The organism is Streptomyces coeruleorubidus, from assembly GCF_028885415.1.
Taxonomy (GTDB): Bacteria; Actinomycetota; Actinomycetes; order Streptomycetales; family Streptomycetaceae; genus Streptomyces; species Streptomyces coeruleorubidus_A.
This window is the reverse complement of the sequence record NZ_CP118527.1, coordinates 3,803,861-3,819,762: the sequence shown is the minus strand read 5'-3', so window position 1 is coordinate 3,819,762 and position 15,902 is coordinate 3,803,861. Positions and strand designations below refer to the sequence as shown.

Genomic DNA, 15,902 nt, shown 5'->3' with positions numbered 1-15,902 from the left:
CGTCAGCCTCCGTAGGCCGCGGCCGCTTCGGTCTCCAGCTTCGCTTGCGTACCCGCGACGTCCTTCGGGTTCTTCAGGAAGTCCTGGAGGATCTTCCACTCGCCCTTGCCGGGCGTACCGCCGAAGGCCTGCGGGGCCTGGTCGGACATGTCGAAGCGGAAGTCGTCACCGGCGTCGATGAGCGCCTTGGCGATCCTCTGCTGCACCGCGTTCGGGTACGCGGAGTTCGGCACGTTCTTGTTCGGTGAGAGGTAGCCGCCCAGCTTGGCCTGGATCTGCGCCGCGTCCGGCGAGGCGAGCCAGGTGGCCAGGGCCTGCGCCCCCTTCGAGTCCTCAAGGATCACGGCCGCGTCGCCGCCCGAGACCACCGGCCCGTTGTCACCGACCGCCGGGAACGGGAACACCTTCGCGTCCGTGCCGACCTTCATGGTCGTCGGGATGTTGACCTGCGCGAAGTCGCCCGCGGCGACCATGGCCGCCTTGGGCTGGTCCCCGCCGGTGAAGACCTGCGTGACGGAGGCCGGGAAGTCGGTCTGCAACGCCCCGTTCGCCCCGCCCGCGACGTAGTTCGCCTTGCCCCAGACCTGCGCGAGCGTGGTCAGCGCGTCCTTCACGGACGGGTCCGTCCACTTGATCTCGTGCTTGGCCAGCTGGTCGTACTTCTCCGGCCCGGCCTGGGAGAGGTACACGTTCTCGAACCAGTCGGTCAGCGTCCAGCCCTCGGCGCCGCCGACGGAGAACGGGGTGACGCCGGAGTCGTAGACCGTCTGTGCCGTCTTCAGCAGATCCGGCCAGGTCTCGGGCTCACTCGCCCCGGCGTTCTCGAAGACCTGGTTGTTGTACCAGATGAGGGACTTGTTGGCGGCCTTGTAGTAGACGCCGTACTGCTTGCCGCCCACCTTGCCGATGTCCTGCCAGCCCTGCGAGTAGTTCTCGCCGAGCTCCTTCAGGGCCTCGGCGCCGAGAGGCTTGGCCCAGCCCCGGTCGACGGCCTGCTTGATGGCGCCCGGCTGCGGCAGCATCACGATGTCCGGCGGCTGCCCGCCGGCCACCTTCGAGCCGATGAAGTTGATGATCGGGTCCTGGGCGGGCACGAACGTGACCTTGGCGCCCGTGCGCTTCTCGAACTCCGCCAGGACCTTCTTGAAGTTGGCCTGCTCGGCGCCGGTCCACACGGCGGCGATCTCCAGGCTCGTCCCGTCAAGCTTCGGAAGGGTGACGTTGTTGGCGGTCTCCTCGGTGTTGCCCTGGGTTCCACTGTTTCCGCCGTCGTCGCCTCCGCAGGCGGTGAGCGAGAGCGCGAGCGCTCCCGCGGCGACGGCGGCCGCGGCCTTGGCGGCTCTGCGGCTGTGGGGGGTCGCCTTGTCCCGTTTCGGCGACCAGCGTGTCCGGATGGTGCTGCTCGTCATGCGCATGACTGCCCCGTTCTTCGTTCCCTCGTCGAACGTCGAGCGCGCTCCCGTGCGATCTGGTCTACGCCCGGGCGGCGGGGGCGGCAAGATGGCGTCGGCTGTCAAGCGGGGGATCGTGACCCCCTCGTGACCAGGGACTCGGCCCTGATCAACGGACGGGGTCGGCATCCAGCCAGTGCCACGGACGAGTGCTACAGAAGTGACGGCACCTGCGCCGCCGCGACCTCCCGCGCCGCCCTTTCCAGCGCGCTGGCCAACAGTGCCAGGTCGGTCGGGCCATTTCCGAGTTCCCGCACCGGACGCCGGGCCGGAGGGTCACCCATGCGGTGCCATTCCAGGGGGACGACCGTGGGGCGCAGCGTCGCCGTCCGGGGGATCCGGCCGGTGACCCGCCCGCCCTGGAACGGCGTGACCCGCCCGTCCGCGCAGGCCAGGCGGCCACGGCCCGGAGCAGGTTCGTCGGGGCCCGGTGCCGGGGCGTCCAGGGTCACGCGGAGGGTGGCCCGGCGCGCCGGTTCCGTCTCCGCCGTACGGGTGCACGGGCCGGTGGCCGCCACCAGGTGGACGCCGAGCCGCTCGCCCTCCCGGGCCACGGCCTCCAGCGCGCGCATCACCGATCCGGCCGCGGGCCGTCCGGTCGAGCCGAGGGCGGGGGAGACCAACGCGTCCAGGTCGTCCACGACCACGACGAGCCGGGGCAGCGGCGGCGCCGCCTCCGTCCGCCGCCGGGCCGCTCCGGGCCGCAGCCGCATCGTCGAACTCGGCGGGGAGTCGAGATCCCCGGCCCCGGCGGCTGTCCCGGCACCTGCCTCGGCCTGGGCGCCGCCCCGGGCCGTCGCCGTGCGCTGGGCGACCATACGGCCCGACAGTTCGCGCCCGGTGTGCCACTCGGTGAAGTCGGAGCGCCCGAGCAGCTCGGCGCGCCGCTTCAGTTCGGCGCTCAGGGACTGCGCGAACTCGCGCATCCGGACCGGGTCGTGGGCTGTGAGATACGTGGTGACATGCGGGACGTCCGTACACACGCGCAGTCCCTCGCCGTGCCCGCCACCCGCGCCCGGGCCGCCCCGGCCGTCGACCAGCACGATGCCCAGCCGGTCCGGCCGCTCGGCGGCGGCCAGGGACGCGACGACCGCCCGCAGCAGCTCCGTGCGGCCGCTGCCCGGCGGGCCCTCGATCAGCAGATGCGGGCCCTGGGCGGCGAGGTCCGCGCAGACCGGGCCGCGCGGACCGGCGCCCAGCACCGCGCGCACCCGCCCGCCCAGTGCCTCGGTGTCGTCGGCCGCGTCCGCCCAGCGCGCCATCAGCGACGCCGGGGTGGCCCGGGCCAGGCCCAGCTCGTCCAGCAGCCGCGCCGCCTGGGGCAGGGGCGCGGAGACGCGCGGCTGAGGCCCACTCGTCGCGCCGTCCGTACGCAGCGGCGCCAGCGCCCGCGCGAACCGCTCGGCCCACGCGGGCGAGACGGCGTCGACGGTGGCGATGGTGCCGTGGCCCACGGGCCCGACCGGTCCCGAGGCGCCGCCGACCCGGGCCACGCGCATCAGCCGCAGCGCCGTCGCCACGTCCCCGCTGAGCAGCGCGACCGCACCGCACTGCCGGAACGTCGGCGCCACCGAGCAGGCCGCCTCGTACGTCTCCGTCACGGGCGAGGCGGGGGAGGCGGCTGCGGTCTCGGCCAGGCAGACGACATGGATCCCGGCCCGGGGGCCTTCCAGCGCCAGCCGTGCCACGGCCTCACGCAGGTCGGCTCCGCCGGGGTCGCCGTCCACGACGACGACGGTGTAGGGGCCGGGGAAGTCGGCGGCCGGGTCGGGGGCGGGGGTGTCGTCCCGGGCCCAGGAGGGGCGACGGGGCACGGGACCGGCGGTGCCGGGCACGGGGTTGTCGGCATCGGGGCCCGGCGCGTTGCCGCTCGGGCCGTCGGTTTCCCGGGCCCTGGAGAACCGCACGTTGCCCAGCAGTCCGTCGGCCCCCGCGGCGCCGCCTCCCGCGTCCGCCAGCTGGTCCTCCAGGCGGCGGAGGAGCTCGTCCGTGCGGGCGGCGGCCTGTTCCCGGTCGTAGGCGAGCAGCAGGCGGCAGTCCTGCCCGTGCCCGGGACGGACATGCGGCAGCCAGCCCAGCCAGCCCCACTCGGCGGTGCGCTCCTCCAGGGGGCGGGAGCGGTCCGCGGCGATCAGGACGATCTCCAAGGTGTCGGGGGAGTGCAGCGCGGTGAGCTGCGCCAGCACGGCACGGGCCAGCCCGGCGAGCCGCGCCTGCGGCCCGGCCAGTCCCAGCGCGCCGACCTCGCGCAGCCCGGAGGTCACCGGCACCGCGGGCAGCAGGCCCGAGCCGTCCGGTGCCGCCCGGTCGGCCGTACCGAGCCGCACGGCGAGCGCTTCCGGGTGGCCCGGGCCGCGCTCCCACAGCCGGGGTCCCGGTCCCAGCGCCGTCAGCAGCAGCGCGGCCGGATCCGGCCAGGTCTCCGGCACCGCCGGCCCGACGGCCGAGCGATCGGCCGCCACTTCGGCCGGCTCGTCTTCGTATGTCCCGCGCGCGGGCGCCCCCTGCTCGCCACGCCCTCCGGCCAACCGCCGCGCCCACGCCCCGAGCCCGCCCAGCCTGCGCGTCCCCGGCGGAACGTCGGTGCCCCGGAGGGGAGTGCCCTTGCGCCCGCGACCGGACCGCTCGTCCGTGGCGTCTGCCGGGGAGAGCGCACCGGTGTGGGTGGGAGCCGTCGGACGGGGAGCCGCCTGGCCCCCGGCCCGGGCATGAGGGACTACGCCGTCCACTGTTCCGGCGTCCTGGCCGGAACCTGCCGTGCCCCCGTCACCGAACGCCCCGTCCGGCGCCCCGGTCCCGGAGCGCCCCGCGTGCGTGTCCCCGGCACCGAGCCCGGCCTGCGTCGCATCGCGCTGCCGGGGAGTGCTGGTGACGCCGTCGGGGGAGGTCGTTGCCGACGAGCCCGCGGCGGCATCGCGCTGCCGGGGAGCCCGGACGACGGGCTCCGAGTCCCCCTGACCCCGGGCGATGCCCGGCCCGTGCTCACCGGCAGCGGCCCGGAATCCGCCCTGCGCGGCCCCCGGCCCGCCCCCGGCGGCCGGCCGTGAAGCCTGCGCGGCCGCTCCCGCACCCTTGCTCTCGACCCGAGGCGCCCCGCCCTGCCCCGGCACCACCGCCGAGTCCCCGGAGCCGCGCCCAGCGGTGCCCGGAGTGCCCCGGGCCGCCGAGCCGTAAGCGTGATGAGTCGGCCCGGCAGGGTCGGCAGGACCGGCAGGGTCGGCAGGACCGGCAGGGCGGGCAGCCCCGTAAGCACCGGAAGGCCCGGCAGACCCGGAAGGCCCGGCAGGGATCGGGCCCGACGCGCGCGTATCCGCCCCCACTCCGCCGGTGCCGGCAGGCCCCGGCACTCGTACGTGCCCCTCCCCGTCCGGCGTCGTGTCCACCCGGCCCCCCGGCCCCCCGGCGGGAGCCAGCCGCAGAGCCGATTCGCCGATCCGCAGCAGCGCCCCGGGGGCGAAACGGACCGCCCGGCCGGCCACACGCGCGCCGTCCAGCGTCGTGCCGTTCGTGGAGTCGAGGTCGGCGACCGAGACGCGGCCGTCGGCGCTCACCGTCACCGCGCAGTGCAGCCGGGAGACGTCCGGGTCGTCGAGCGGCACGTCGGCGTCGGCGGAGCGGCCGATGCGGATCTCGCCGCCGTGCAGCAGGTGGACGCCGCCGGCGTCGGGCCCGGCGACCACCTGGAGCTGGGCCGGGGCGTCGTCCAGCTCGGGATGCGGCTCCGGCTCGCCCGGCGCGCCCACGGACAGCACGGCACCGTCGGTCAGCGGGGGCTCGCCGAGCGTGCAGCGCTGGGCATCGAGCCGCTGCTCCCCGGCGTACAGCACCGGGGAGCCCGAGCCGTCACCGCCGAGGACAACCTGGGAGAGCGCCGAGGCCACCGCCGCGAGCGCCGTCCCGGCGGGCGCAGTGACCAGCACGTCGCAGCGCGCGGCGCGGTCCCGAGCCGGAGCCGCCAGGCCCAGCGGGTCTACGACGGTCAGCCGGATCTGCATCGCCGTCAGCGGTCCCTTCTGCCCGGGCGCGGAGTCCCCCCACCCCGCCCCAGCACGTCGGCCAGTACTGCACGCATCCTCGCACCTGCCACTGACAGCGCGCCCCTCGCTCCGGAACAAGTGATCTTGATTGGTCGGCTCTGCCCGCAAAAGTGCCTGAGAGAAGACCCACTCGCGATCACTTGAGATCGGTCACGCTCACTCTCGGCAACCACGAGACCGAGGTGAGCGTCTTTCCTTCGAACACGTGCGAAATTCGAACGCGTGCGAGAACGCATACGTAAGACCCACAGAATGACGACACCCCGGTCCCCGGCGGCACGGCACTACAGTGGGTCGGACAGGCCAGCAGGCAAGGCAAGCACCAGGGAGCGCATGACGTGCGGCCGGTAGGCAGCAAGTACCTGCTCGAGGAGCCGCTCGGGCGCGGCGCCACGGGCACCGTCTGGCGAGCCCGCCAGCGCGAGACCGCGGGCGCCGAGGCGGCCGTGCCGGGACAGCCCGGCGAGACCGTCGCGATCAAGGTCCTCAAGGAGGAGCTGGCCAGCGACCCGGACATCGTCATGCGGTTCCTCCGGGAGCGCTCCGTCCTGCTCCGGCTGACCCACCCGAACATCGTCCGGGTCCGCGACCTGGTCGTCGAGGGCGAGCTGCTGGCGCTGGTCATGGACCTCGTCGAGGGCCCCGACCTGCACCGCTACCTGCGCGAGAACGGGCCCTTCAGCCCTGTCGCAGCCGCCCTGCTCACCGCCCAGATCGCCGACGCGCTCGCCGCCAGCCACGCCGACGGCGTGGTCCACCGCGACCTCAAGCCGGCGAACGTGCTGCTCCAGCAGTACGACGGGCAGATGCACCCGCTGCTGACCGACTTCGGCATCGCCCGCCTGGCCGACTCGCCGGGCCTGACCCGCACCCAGGAGTTCGTCGGGACGCCCGCCTACGTCGCGCCCGAGTCCGCCGAGGGCCGCCCGCAGACCTCCGCCGTCGACATCTACGGCGCCGGCATCCTGCTGTACGAGCTGGTCACCGGCCGCCCGCCGTTCTCCGGCGGCTCCGCCCTGGAGGTGCTGCACCAGCACCTGAGCGCCGAGCCGCGCCGTCCCTCCACGGTCCCCGACCCGCTGTGGACGATCATCGAGCGCTGCCTGCGCAAGAACCCGGACGAGCGGCCCAGCGCCGAGAACCTCGCCCGCGGTCTGCGCGTGGTCGCCGAGGGCATCGGGGTGCACGCGAACTCCGCGCAGATCGCCGCCGCCGAGGGCGTCGGCGCCCTCCTGGTGCCCGACCCGGCGCCCGCGCCCGTGCCGGACACGCCCGGCGCGGGCGAAGCCGACCCCACCCAGGTCCTCCCGCAGGGCGCGGGCTCGTACGACCCGAACGCCGCGACCAGCGTCATGCCGCACACCGGCGGCCCGGCCGGCGCCGCCGATCCCACCGCAGTCCTGCCGGGCCGGGGCGCGGCCGACCCGACGGCCGTGATGCCGCCGGTCCCGCCGGGCTCGCCCGGCCACCCCGGTCAGCAGGGCCAGCACGGCCAGCAGGGCGGACCCGAGGATCCGCACCCCTGGCAGAACCAGCTGCGGGCCGCCCGCGACCGCAACGAACAGACGCAGGTCCAGTACCTCGACCCCAACGAGGACCCGCTGCGCCGCCGCCCCCAGCGGCAGGTCGCCCGGCCGCAGCAGCAGCCCCCGCGGCGCCAGGCACCCCCGCCCGGGCCCGGCTACGGCCATCCGCAGCAGCAGCCCCAGCAGTACGCCCCGCAGCCCCAGCGGCCCCAGCCGCCGCAGCGCTACGCCCCGCCCGCACCGCCGCCCCAGCCCCAGCAGCCGCAGCGGCCCCCGCGCGAGCCCCGGCAGCGCAGCGCCAACCGGATGCGGATCCCCGGGCTTGGCTGCCTGAAGGGCTGTCTCTTCTCGATCGTCATCCTGTTCGTCGCCGGTTGGCTGATCTGGGAACTGAGCCCGCTCCAGGAGTGGATCGGCACCGGCAAGGGCTACTGGGACCAGCTGACCGACTGGTTCAACACCGTGACCGGCTGGTTCGAGAAGCTGGGAAGCAGTTCCGGCACGAACTGACCGGAACCGCCCTGCGGGGTTGGTGATTTGTCGACACCTGGCGGGTGATTTCTGCCTCGGCAGTGAAGGTTGGCTCTCCGGGCGCGTAGTTTTAACGACAACACGCGTCGGTAGGAGCAGCCTTGGCACGGAAGATCGGCAGCCGGTACACCGCCCACCAGATCCTGGGGCGGGGCAGCGCCGGCACGGTGTGGCTGGGTGAGGGTCCCGAAGGCCCGGTCGCCATCAAGCTGCTGCGCGAGGACCTCGCCTCCGACCAGGAGCTCGTCGGGCGCTTCGTGCAGGAGCGGACGGCGCTGCTCGGCCTGGAGCACCCGCACGTGGTGTCGGTGCGCGACCTGGTCGTGGACGGCAACGACCTGGCGCTGGTCATGGACCTCGTGCGGGGCACCGACCTGCGGACCCGGCTGGAGCGGGACCGGCGCCTCGCGCCCGAGGCGGCCGTCGCGATCTCGGCCGACATCGCCGACGGCCTGGCGGCCGCGCATGCCGCGGGCGTCGTGCACCGGGACGTGAAGCCGGAGAACGTGCTCCTGGACATGCAGGGCCCCCTGGGCCCGGGCCGCTCCCACCGCGCGCTGCTGACCGACTTCGGTGTGGCCAAACTCATCGACACCCCGCGCCGCACCAAGGCCACGAAGATCATCGGCACGCCGGACTACCTCGCCCCGGAGATCGTCGAAGGCCTGCCGCCCCGCGCCTCCGTCGACATCTACGCGCTCGCCACGGTCCTCTACGAGCTGCTCGCGGGCTTCACCCCGTTCGGCGGCGGCCACCCGGGCGCGGTCCTGCGCCGGCACGTCACGGAGACGGTCGTCCCGCTGCCCGGCATCCCGGACGAGCTGTGGCAGCTGCTCGTGCAGTGCCTGGCCAAGGCGCCGGCGTCGCGCCTGCGGGCCTCGGAGCTCGGGGCGCGGCTGCGGGAGCTGCTGCCGATGCTGGCGGGCATGCCGCCGCTGGAGGTGGACGAGCCGGACACGGAGTCCGCCGAGGAGTCGGACCGCGAGGAGCAGCCCGCCGGACCGGCACCGGCGGGGGAGCGGATCCGGCGGCGGGGCGCGGTCCCCCTGGTGCCGGGCGCGAAACCGGCCGACTCCAACCGGGACACGCACACCTCGATGCGCGTACCTGCACCCGACGAGCTGGCCGGGGGCGCACACGGCACGGCCCGGGCCCCGCGCGCATCGGGCACGCCCCGGCCGGGCTCGGCCCGCAACCGCGCCATCGCCCGACGCCGCCGCGTGGCCCTGGGCGCGGGAGCGGTCGCCCTGGCGGCGGCGGTCGGCGTCGGAGCATGGCTCTCCACATCGGGCGACGACGCGAGCACCCCTCCCCAGGACACGAAGAACTCGGCCCCGCAGTCCCCCTGACCTGCCCCGGAGAACGGATGTGGCCGACGGCGTAGGACGGGTGAAGCCGACGGCGGCGGGGGTCGGAGCCGGGGTCTGGCTGTCGCCTCGGAGACGGGTTCTGGCTTGTCGCCGAGGGGCGACCGGCGTGGGGTGGCGCGGGGGCATGAGGAGCTTTGCCCCGTAGTCCCCCTGTCCTCTCCCGAGGCCAGGACGGGTGAAGCCGACGGCGGCAGGGGTCGGAGGTGGTGCCCGGCCGTCGACGGCTTGACCGGCGCCCGGTGCCGTAGGGCGCCAGGGAGTCGGTGCCCCCGCCCCCTGACCCGTCGGCTCCGACGGCCCGGCGCTGGCCGACGGGCGGAGCCGTTACGCTGGAGGCGTGGCAGTCGTCGATGTATCCGAAGAGCTCAAGTCCCTCTCCTCGACCATGGAGTCGATCGAGGCCGTTCTGGACCTCGACAGGCTGAGGGCAGACATCGCCGTGCTCGAGGAGCAGGCGGCCGCGCCGTCCCTGTGGGACAACCCCGACGAGGCGCAGAAGATCACCAGCAAGCTGTCCCACCTCCAGGCCGAGGTGCGCAAGGCCGAGGCCCTGCGCGGTCGTATCGACGACCTCGCCGTCCTCTTCGAGATGGCGGAGGAGGAGGACGACCCGGACACCCGCGCCGAGGCGGAGTCCGAGCTCACCGCCGTGAAGAAGGCGCTGGACGAGATGGAGGTCCGCACGCTCCTCTCCGGCGAGTACGACGCCCGTGAGGCCCTGGTGAACATCCGCGCCGAGGCGGGCGGCGTCGACGCCGCCGACTTCGCCGAGAAGCTCCAGCGCATGTACCTGCGGTGGGCCGAGCAGCGCGGCTTCAAGACCGAGATCTACGAGACGTCGTACGCGGAGGAGGCCGGCATCAAGTCGACCACCTTCGCCGTCCAGGCGCCCTACGCGTACGGCACGCTCTCCGTCGAGCAGGGCACGCACCGGCTGGTGCGCATCTCGCCCTTCGACAACCAGGGGCGCCGCCAGACGTCCTTCGCGGGCGTCGAGATCCTTCCCGTGGTCGAGCAGACCGACCACATCGAGATCGACGAGTCCGAACTGCGGGTGGACGTGTACCGCTCGTCCGGCCCCGGCGGCCAGGGCGTCAACACGACCGACTCCGCGGTGCGCCTCACCCACATCCCCACCGGCATCGTCGTCTCCTGTCAGAACGAGCGATCGCAGATCCAGAACAAGGCAACGGCCATGAACGTGCTCCAGGCCAAGCTGCTGGAGCGGCGCCGCCAGGAGGAGCAGGCCAAGATGGACGCCCTCAAGGGCGACGGCGGCAACTCCTGGGGCAACCAGATGCGTTCGTACGTGCTGCACCCGTACCAGATGGTCAAGGACCTGCGCACCGAGTTCGAGGTCGGTAACCCCGAGGCCGTTTTCAACGGCGAGATCGACGGGTTCCTCGAAGCCGGAATTCGCTGGCGCAAGCAGCAGGAGAAGTAAGTTTGTCGATAAGGCAACTGCCGACGTCAGGGCGGCAGTTGCCTTTTCTGTGCCTGCATGTCTGGGTTTTACGTCACACTCACAGAGTCAGACTCCCGGCATTGGCCCCGTACTTGGACATGGCGCCCGCAAACGCCCTTGACGTGTCTTTGAAAAATGGGAAGGGTAAAGCGCGGCATGCGTGTCTACTGGGGCGCATGTGAACCGGGGGGCTCTTCACCGCAGCTACCCCCGTCGAGCACAGCTCCAAACGCTGCCTAATGACGATGAGCTACTGGGGGTAGCAACCACATGACGAAGAAGACGCGGATCCGTGTCGCGCGGATCGCGGCCGGCGCCGTGATCGCGGCCGGTGCCTCGCTGACCGCCGCCGGTGCCGCATCCGCCGCGGAGGCCGAGGACTGCCTGCTCGGCATCCTGTGCGCCGACGAGTCGCCCACCCCGACTCCGACGCCGCCGGTTCCCACTGAGCTCCCCACCGACCCGCCGACGGGCCTCCCGACCGACCCGCCGTCGACCGAGGAGCCCACCGACGAGCCGACCGAGCCCACGGACGAGCCCACCGAGCCGACCGAGGACCCGACGGCCCAGCCGACCGACCCGGGCAACGGGAACGGCAACGGCGGCGGCAACGGCAACGGAGGTGGCAACGGCGGCGGCAACGCCGCCGACCCCGACGGCGGCACCTCCCCGCAGGAGGAGGGCTCCTCGTCCCTCACCGACACCGGCTCGGACGCCACCCCGGCGGCGCCGCAGGCCCAGGCCCAGGGCAACGGCCAGGAGCTCGCCGAGACGGGTGCCGCGCAGACCACCTTCCTGGTGATCGGCGCCGCCACGATGATCGCCGGCGGTGTCGGCTTCCGCGTCCTGCCGCGCCTCATGGGCGGCCGCGGCGGGACTGCCGCCTGACGGTAGCCGCGTCCGTACGGACGGTAGGCACAGCGCAACGCCGAGGGCCCGGAGCGAACGCTCCGGGCCCTCGGCCGTGTCTTTCGGACCGCTGAGTACGCCGCCAGGCGTCAGGTCAGGCGGTCTGGTGCGCCAGCAGCGCCACCGCGGCGATCAGCACTGCCAGCAGTGCGATCAGCGCCATCGGGTTCAGACCCGCGAGGAAGTTCTCCTGCTGCAGCCGCTCGCGGTTCGCACGGCACACAGGGCACCGGCCCTCGCTCACGGGCGCCGCGCAGTTCGCGCACACCAGCCGGTCGTACGTCATGCGCTCGCCCTCCTTGCGCCGATTCCTTGTGTGTAACGCTCGCGGCGGTGCGAACGTTCCCTCTCCACTGTGCCAGGTTCCTCCAGAGGTCGCGCGGGTCGCTCCCGGAGAGGTGGGTGTGCATTGTTGCGCGGCTGCGGGCGGGTGGGGGCTGGTCGCGCCCAGGCGGCGGAGCCGCATATTGATACATCCCCGCGCCCCTCGGAGGCGTACAAAACGGCATATCCAATGCGCAACCGCGACCGGTGACTGCGGTGCGCTGCCCGGTTCGCGTATGGTCACGCTCATCTACCCCCGGCTACCCGTGGTGCATCCGTGATCCGATTCGACAACGTCTCCAAGGTCTACCCCAAACAGACCCGCCCCGCCCTCAGGGATGTCTCCCTGGAGGTCGAGAAGGGTGAGTTCGTCTTCCTCGTGGGGTCCTCCGGCTCCGGAAAGTCCACCTTCCTGCGGCTGATCCTCCGCGAGGAGCGGTGCAGCCACGGGCAGGTGCACGTTCTGGGCAAGGACCTCGCGCGCCTGTCCAACTGGAAGGTGCCGCAGATGCGGCGCCAGCTGGGGACGGTCTTCCAGGACTTCCGCCTGCTGCCGAACAAGACGGTCGGCGAGAACGTCGCCTTCGCGCAGGAGGTCATCGGCAAGTCGCGCGGCGAGATCCGCAAGTCCGTGCCGCAGGTGCTCGACCTCGTCGGGCTCGGCGGCAAGGAGGACCGGATGCCCGGCGAGCTGTCCGGTGGTGAGCAGCAGCGCGTCGCCATCGCGCGGGCCTTCGTCAACCGGCCCAAGCTGCTCATCGCCGACGAGCCCACCGGCAACCTCGACCCGCAGACCTCCGTCGGCATCATGAAGCTGCTCGACCGCATCAACCGGACGGGCACGACCGTGGTGATGGCAACGCACGACCAGAACATCGTGGACCAGATGCGCAAGCGCGTCATCGAACTCGAGAAGGGCCGCCTCGTCCGCGACCAGGCCCGCGGTGTCTACGGCTACCAGCACTGAGACCGCACCCGAGAGTCACGGAAAGGCATAACCCCTCGCCATGCGCGCCCAGTTCGTCCTGTCGGAGATCGGCGTCGGTCTCCGCCGCAATCTGACGATGACCTTCGCCGTCGTCGTCTCCGTCGCCCTGTCGCTCGCCCTGTTCGGCGGGTCGCTCCTGATGAGCGACCAGGTCAACACCATGAAGGGCTACTGGTACGACAAGGTCAACGTCTCGATCTTCCTCTGCAACAAGAGCGACGCCGAGTCCGACCCCAACTGCGCCAAGGGCGCGGTGACGGACGACCAGAAGAAGCAGATCAAGGCCGACCTCGACAAGATGGGCGTCGTCCAGACGGTCACGTACGAGTCGCAGGACCAGGCGTACAAGCACTACAAGGAGCAGTTCGGCGACTCCCCGCTGGCCAGCTCCCTCACGCCGGACCAGATGCAGGAGTCGTACCGCATCAAGCTGAAGGACCCGCAGAAGTACCAGGTCATCGCCACCGCCTTCAACGGCCGGGACGGGGTGCAGTCCGTCCAGGACCAGAAGGGCATCCTGGACAACCTCTTCAAGCTGCTGAACGGCATGAACTGGGCCGCGCGCGCGGTGATGGCGCTGATGCTGGTCGTCGCGCTGATGCTGATCGTCAACACGGTGCGCGTCTCGGCGTTCAGTCGACGGCGCGAGACCGGCATCATGCGCCTGGTCGGCGCCTCGGGCTTCTACATCCAGGCGCCGTTCATCATGGAGGCCGCGGTCGCCGGGCTCATCGGCGGCACGCTCGCGTGCGCCTTCCTGCTGATCGCCCGGTACTTCCTCATCGACCACGGACTGGCCCTGGCCGACCAGCTGACGCTGATCAACTTCATCGGCTGGGACGCCGTCCTCACGAAGCTGCCGCTCATCCTCGCCACGAGCCTGCTGATGCCCGCGTTGGCCGCGTTCTTCGCGCTGCGCAAGTACTTGAAGGTGTGACGCATACCAAGAGGGGCCGTGCGGTCAACAAGCCGTACGGCCCTTTCCCTTGTCCTAGACTCACCGGCATGTCAGGTCGTGACCCGTTCTGTCAGCCCCGTCGCATCCGCCGCGGGGCCGCCCTGACATTGATGTTCGCGAGCGTGCTCGTCGCCGGCGCGGCCACGGGTTCCCTCCCGCAGGCCGAGCGGAAGCCCACGCCGGACGAGGCCCGTTCGGCCGTCCCGGCCGGGCACCACGCGGACGTCACCAGGGCGGCCGAGGAGGCCATGGCCGACGGCAAGTCCCCGATGGAGGCCGCGAAGCGCGCCGTCAGCCGCAGCGGGGACCGCTGGGGCGCCGTCTACTCCCAGGGCGAGTACGAGGAGTTCGAGGAATCCCTCGACGGCCAGTACACGGGCGTCGGCCTGTGGGCGCGCAGCGAACGCGACGGCCGTATCGAGGTGACGAAGGTGCGCGCCGGCTCGCCCGCGGCCACCGCCGGGATCCGGCCCGGAGACCTGCTGCGCAGCGTCGACGGAGAGAAGACCGACGGGCGGCCCGTCACCGAGGTCGTCTCCTTACTGCGCGGGGACGCCACCGACGCCCCCGCCGGCACCACCGTCCGCCTCGGCCTGGAGCGCGGCACGCGCGCGTGGACCGAGACCCTGCGCCGGGCCAGGCTGTCCGCGGACTCGGTCGCCGTTCGAAAGGTCGCCGGCTCGGTCACCGTCATCCGGGTCGACACCTTCACCAAGGGCTCCGGCGACCAGGTCCGCAAGGCCGTCCGGCAGGCCCCGCCCGGCGGCGGGATCGTCCTCGACCTGCGCGGCAACTCCGGCGGCCTGGTCACCGAGGCCGTCACCGCCGCCTCCGCCTTCCTCGACGGCGGCCTGGTCGCCACCTACGACGTCGACGGCGAGCAGCACGCCCTGCACGCCGAGCCCGGCGGCGACACGACGAGACCCCTGGTCGCGCTCGTCGACGGCGGGACGATGAGCGCGGCCGAACTCCTCACCGGCGCCGTTCAGGACCGCGGACGGGCGCTCGTCGTGGGTTCCAGGACCTTCGGCAAGGGCTCGGTCCAGATGCCGAGCCGGCTGCCCGACGGCTCCGTCGCGGAGCTGACCGTCGGGCACTACCGCACCCCCTCCGGCCGCGCGGTCGACGGCCGGGGCCTCACGCCCGACCTGGAGGCCGACGAAGGGGCCCTCCAGCGAGCCGAGACCGTACTGCGCGGTCTGGCAGGTCCCTCGTAATCGACTTCCCCCGGGCCCCCTCCGTAGTGCGAAAATGGGCGGCACTATGGCTAAGGAAAAAGGGCGCAAGCTGATCGCGCAGAACAAGAAGGCGCGGCACGACTACCTCATCATCGACACCTACGAGGCCGGTCTGGTCCTCACCGGCACCGAGGTGAAGTCGCTGCGCCAGGGACGGGCGTCGCTGGTCGACGGCTTCGTGCAGATGGACGGGCACGAGGCGTGGCTGTACAACGTGCACGTGCCGGAGTACAGCCAGGGCACGTGGACCAACCACAGCGCGCGGCGCAAGCGGAAGCTGCTGCTGCACCGTGAGGAGATCGACAAGCTGGAGTCGAAGTCGCAGGAGACGGGCCACACCATCGTGCCCCTCGCCCTGTACTTCAAGGACGGCCGCGCCAAGGTCGAGATCGCGCTGGCGAAGGGCAAGAAGGAGTACGACAAGCGCCAGACCCTCCGCGAGAAGCAGGACCGGCGCGAGGCCGAGCGGGTGATCTCGGCGGTACGCCGCAAGGCCCGCGCCTAGTGGGGAACACTCTGGGCGTGGCCCGCGTTGAACGGGGTACCACGGCAGAGCGGCCGCGGGGAATACGGTGGCATCGTCGGGCGTTGGTCACGTACGATGGCACCTGCGCCTCACAGCGGGTGCGGGCCCCTCACGGGGCAGATTGAAAAATCAACATGGGGATGATCGGTTTCGACAGCGGCTGTCGAAGCAGGGGAAGCGTGTCGAGGAAGCGGCCATGATCTCGTAAACCACAGGCCGAAAAAAATAATCGCCAATTCCAAGCGATCCATCTCCCAGGGCGAGCTCGCCCTCGCTGCCTGATCTTCAGGTAGCGAGCAGCGGCTCCCCTACTTAAAGGGAGTGTCAGCCCGGGGGTGTTCCCGACCCGGATCCTGGCATCATTTAGGGAACTAAACCTCGATCCCGGTCACGGGGTGACGAGGGAAACCACACAGTGACTGGGCCCGTCGGAGACTTGTCGGCGTGATCTCCGGGGCCGAGAAAAGCACAGCCGACTGCACACGGAGAAGCCCTGATTCCACACCGTTGGACGCGGGTTCGATTCCCGCCATCTCCACTCATCCCATGTGGGCACAGGCCCCGTCGCTTACGAGCGGC

11 protein-coding genes and 1 other RNA gene are annotated in these 15,902 nt (G+C 72.3%); 9 read left to right on the top strand and 3 right to left on the bottom strand.

Annotated features, from left to right (window positions below):
- Positions 1-2: 2 nt before the first annotated feature.
- Positions 3-1,415, bottom strand: coding sequence for an ABC transporter substrate-binding protein (locus tag PV963_RS17680; RefSeq protein WP_274816699.1), 1,413 nt, complete (start codon positions 1,413-1,415; stop codon positions 3-5).
- A 188-nt stretch (positions 1,416-1,603) separates the two neighbouring features.
- Positions 1,604-5,446: an FHA domain-containing protein gene (locus PV963_RS17675; protein ID WP_274816698.1), complete on the bottom strand. Its 3,843-nt coding sequence runs from the start codon at positions 5,444-5,446 to the stop codon at positions 1,604-1,606.
- 380 nt (positions 5,447-5,826) lie between these two features.
- Here PV963_RS17675 and PV963_RS17670 point away from each other — a divergent pair, with 380 nt between their 5' ends.
- The 4 genes from PV963_RS17670 to PV963_RS17655 all read left to right on the top strand — a co-directional run bounded on the left by PV963_RS17670 (position 5,827) and on the right by PV963_RS17655 (position 11,268).
- On the top strand, positions 5,827-7,524 hold the full coding sequence (locus tag PV963_RS17670) for a serine/threonine-protein kinase (RefSeq protein ID WP_274816697.1): 1,698 nt from the start codon (positions 5,827-5,829) through the stop codon (positions 7,522-7,524).
- A 122-nt stretch (positions 7,525-7,646) separates the two neighbouring features.
- Positions 7,647-8,894, top strand: coding sequence for a serine/threonine-protein kinase (locus PV963_RS17665; protein WP_274816696.1), 1,248 nt, complete (start codon positions 7,647-7,649; stop codon positions 8,892-8,894).
- A gap of 358 nt (positions 8,895-9,252) precedes the next feature.
- Positions 9,253-10,359 (top strand): peptide chain release factor 2, encoded by a 1,107-nt coding sequence (prfB, locus tag PV963_RS17660; RefSeq protein ID WP_274816695.1) that lies wholly within the window; start codon positions 9,253-9,255, stop codon positions 10,357-10,359.
- 291 nt (positions 10,360-10,650) lie between these two features.
- The gene (locus PV963_RS17655) at positions 10,651-11,268 is read left to right on the top strand and encodes a hypothetical protein (RefSeq protein ID WP_274816694.1); all 618 of its coding nucleotides are present in this window, start codon (positions 10,651-10,653) and stop codon (positions 11,266-11,268) included.
- 115 nt (positions 11,269-11,383) lie between these two features.
- Here the strand turns inward: PV963_RS17655 and PV963_RS17650 are convergent, their stop codons facing one another.
- Positions 11,384-11,575, bottom strand: a complete 192-nt coding sequence (locus PV963_RS17650) for a hypothetical protein (protein ID WP_133931420.1) — start codon at positions 11,573-11,575, stop codon at positions 11,384-11,386.
- Positions 11,576-11,890: 315 nt separating this feature from the next.
- Between PV963_RS17650 and ftsE the strand changes: the two genes are divergently transcribed.
- The 5 genes from ftsE (at position 11,891) to ssrA (ending at position 15,864) form a co-directional block, all read left to right on the top strand.
- Positions 11,891-12,580 (top strand): cell division ATP-binding protein FtsE, encoded by a 690-nt coding sequence (ftsE, locus tag PV963_RS17645; protein WP_003990615.1) that lies wholly within the window; start codon positions 11,891-11,893, stop codon positions 12,578-12,580.
- Positions 12,581-12,620: 40 nt separating this feature from the next.
- Entirely contained in the window at positions 12,621-13,538 is a 918-nt protein-coding gene (ftsX, locus tag PV963_RS17640) for a permease-like cell division protein FtsX (RefSeq protein WP_059421452.1), read from the top strand.
- 68 nt (positions 13,539-13,606) lie between these two features.
- The gene (locus PV963_RS17635; protein WP_274816693.1) at positions 13,607-14,776 is read left to right on the top strand and encodes a S41 family peptidase; all 1,170 of its coding nucleotides are present in this window, start codon (positions 13,607-13,609) and stop codon (positions 14,774-14,776) included.
- 46 nt (positions 14,777-14,822) lie between these two features.
- Positions 14,823-15,302 (top strand): SsrA-binding protein SmpB, encoded by a 480-nt coding sequence (gene smpB, locus PV963_RS17630; protein ID WP_274816692.1) that lies wholly within the window; start codon positions 14,823-14,825, stop codon positions 15,300-15,302.
- 157 nt (positions 15,303-15,459) lie between these two features.
- Positions 15,460-15,864, top strand: a transfer-messenger RNA (tmRNA) gene (gene ssrA, locus PV963_RS17625).
- Positions 15,865-15,902 lie beyond the last annotated feature (38 nt).